The sequence below is a fragment of the Rhodococcus sp. EPR-157 genome (assembly GCF_001647195.1).
Taxonomy (GTDB): Bacteria; Actinomycetota; Actinomycetes; order Mycobacteriales; family Mycobacteriaceae; genus Rhodococcoides.
Genome location: NZ_LVCV01000221.1, coordinates 1 through 2,993 on the forward strand (window position 1 = coordinate 1; position 2,993 = coordinate 2,993).

Here is a 2,993-nt window from a genome sequence, read left to right on the forward strand (position 1 = left end):
CCACGAAGCCGAGTGGATCGATCCCGCGTCGCACGAGCAGGCGAGCACGGGTGTACCCGTCAGCGCAGGCGAGGGCCAGTGTGTCCGGCATCTCGGCCTCGATGTCGACGTCGCCGATCCAGACGGCGCCGGTCCATTCGGGCGGCTGCGAACTGGTCAGTGCAGGCTCGAGTTCGGCTGGCTTCGACACTTGGGGTAGGTCCTTTCGGGTGGAGCACGAGGGGAAGATCAGTCGGTTCGGTAGCGAACCCAGTCGACGGACATGGTCGCGGGGAACTTCGTCTCCGCTGTCGTCGGCCCCGGCCAATCGCCTGCGACCGCCACGTTGAACAGAAGGTAGAACGGCTTGTCGAACACCCAGTATTCGGAACCGCCGGTCAGATCGTCGGGTGTGATCGTCTTCAAAACCTTGTCGTCCATGCCCGTGACGATCTTGTTCGGGGATCGCTCGACCCAGAAGACGTGATAGTCGTCGGACAGCAGAACGGGCGGGTATCCGGCCGCCTGAACCTTCTGGCTCGTCAGGCTGTCGGCCTGCGGAGCGTGAATCCCGGTGTGGTAGTTGTCCGCATCGTTGAGCGTCTCGATGACGTCGATCTCACCCGAGAGCGGCCACCCCACCGAATCGATGTCGGAGCCGAGAAGCCAGAACGCAGGGTGCAGCCCAGCGCCCGCCGGCATCTTGATGCGTGCCTCGACCCGACCGTACGTGAACTCGAATTTGCCCCTCGTCGTCACACGTGCCGAGGTGTACCCGTCGGCGGTCTTCAGTGCCGAGATCGACATGTTTCCCGATCCGTCCTGGAACGAGTTCGCCGAAGAATCGGTGTAGTTCTGCTTTTCGTTGTTGCCCCAGCCGGTCTGCCCGGTGTCGTAACTCCACTTGTCCGAGTCGAGTTCGGTTCCACCAGCGCCGTCGAACTGGTCGTACACGGTGAAGCCGGCGACTGTGCCGTCGTTCATGACCTTCGATGCGGTGAGATCTTCGGGCGTGGGCCACAACTGCTGGTATGCGACGAACCCGGACACCGCGCAGGTGGCCGTGACGACCGCGATGCTCAGCAGCCGTGGCCACAGCTTCGGCTTGGGCGGCGGGGTGAGACTGGGCGGGGTGGGGTTGGGCTGGGCGAGCCCTGGTGAGGGCAGCCGTGACACCTCGACGGTGTGAGGCGTGTTGCTCGCTCCGCCGCTGCCGACGAAGTCCTGGCGATGCGTCATCGTCGGCGGTCGTCGTTCGTGGCGCCGGCACGTGCTGCGACCCGACGCGCGGTGTTGCGGTGGGCAAAGGCCAGCACCACGGTTGCGACGAGAATGCTGTAGACCGCGATGCGTTCGACTGCGCCGATGCCGATCCCGAAGTGGTGTCCGCTGATGAAGAACAATGCGGCAGCCAATGCGATGCCGCCGAGTGCGGTGACGGTGATCTTGGACGTGCGATCGAGTGTCCGATGGCCTCCGGCGACGATGATCCCGAGCGATCCGACGATGAGAACGACCATCGCGCCGAAGGAGTGGATCTGGTAGTTCAGGCCCTGGTTCACCGTTCCGGCCACGATGCCGCCGAGCCCCGCGACCGACAACAGCACTCCGCCCCGAACGTCGAGGACACCGGTGATCATCCATGCCAGGGCTGCGACGACGAGTGCAGCGTTGAACAGTGCGATCGAGAAGTTCATCAGGACATACAGCTTGCTGCAGGGCCAGTTGCCGGCCGGTCCGCAGAACGCGACGCCGAGTTCACTGACGAAGTTCGTCCGGTAGCTGTAGAGCCCCCGCCACGTCGCGGACACGACGAATTCCAGCACGACGAGTTGAATCACCGACACGCCTGCCCAGAAACCGACCCGGGACCACCAGGACGCGTCGGGCCCGGTGGCCGTCTTGCCGCGTATCGCCGCCCGCACCTGCTGCAGTTGGGTACTCAAGGGGACAAACTCCTATGCACTGAGAAGAGCGACGGGATCTTTCATCGCGAGGTCCATTGCGGACTGCACGATGTCACGATCGAAGAAATTGTCGTGGAACGACGCGGACGCGTGGAACGTATCGCGGAGATGCATCGACGTGACGACGATGGTTTCCGGCAAACTGGGTTCGCTGAGTGGGTAGAACGAGCGCCTGCTCGGATCGTCCGTCCACGCGATCGATTCGAGCTGGCGGAGGCGGCCGACGTCCGAGAAAGTCAGATTCGCGCGGGCCGACGATGGGGCCGAGTCCGTCGCGATCACCGGGAGAGACGCTCGAGTCCGCAAGTACATCAACGCGCTGAGTGCCCCCGCGGCCAGCGGACGGCCCTTGTCTATCGCATGAGTGACATGACGGTGCACGTCGGTGGCATTCGTGAGATCGACTCCGTCGAAGTCGATGCCGACGGCGAAGTTACCGAGGACGACTCCGTCGGTGCCGCGGAGGTAGCGCCTGCAGTCGAACAGGAACGCCGCCGAGTTCGACGTCGCGATGCCGCGCGCGCGGAACGCCGACGCAACGGCGGCGCTCAGGATCGAGGTGACCGACACATCGGGAAGATTGTCGTCGCGCCATGCGCGCAGTGCCTTCGTCGCGCCGGCAGACGATGTGGCCGCAACGACGGCGGGGGATCGGGTCCACGGGATTCGATGCCCGTCCATCGGTTCGGGGGCAGTCGATTGGAAGGCAGGGGACTGGCCGGAATGTGGTGCCTTGCGAAACTTGCCGTACAGAACGTCGAAGACCTTCATCGGATTGTGAACCATCCAGCTGGCCAGCGCGCGTGGCAGCGGACAGCGGACAGTGCGCGCGGTGGCCCACGCGGGGAGATCGGGCGACTCCGCGGGATCGGCGAGGAAGGCCAACAGTTCGATGGGCAACACAGCGTCGCTCAACCCGTGCGACAGATCCAGCAGTAGGTACTCGCCCGCCAGTCGTGCGCGTACCGGAACCTCGGTCGAGGCGGAGCGAGACAGTTCGGCGAGCCGGTCGCCGACGTCGTAGCCGGTGGCCGGGGCGATCTCGGT

Annotated in this window: 3 protein-coding genes and 1 pseudogene; all 4 read right to left on the reverse strand. The window is 64.8% G+C overall.

The genetic code is table 11. The features are described 5' to 3' along the window. Nucleotides 1-190: pseudogene (locus tag A2J03_RS10080) on the reverse strand (glycosyltransferase family 2 protein); the annotation flags it as partial. A 38-nt stretch (nucleotides 191-228) separates the two neighbouring features. After that, nucleotides 229-1,218 carry a glycoside hydrolase family 16 protein gene (locus A2J03_RS10085; RefSeq protein WP_231912477.1) on the reverse strand — a complete coding sequence of 330 codons (990 nt, stop codon included), beginning with the start codon at nucleotides 1,216-1,218 and terminating at the stop codon, nucleotides 229-231. Further along, nucleotides 1,215-1,925 (reverse strand): DUF998 domain-containing protein, encoded by a 711-nt coding sequence (locus A2J03_RS10090; protein ID WP_156520307.1) that lies wholly within the window; start codon nucleotides 1,923-1,925, stop codon nucleotides 1,215-1,217. The genes A2J03_RS10085 and A2J03_RS10090 overlap by 4 nt, the downstream gene beginning before the upstream one ends. Before the next feature lie 12 nt (nucleotides 1,926-1,937). Further along, the coding region (locus tag A2J03_RS30985) for a hypothetical protein (protein WP_068372908.1) at nucleotides 1,938-2,993 on the reverse strand (1,056 nt) is incomplete at its 5' end.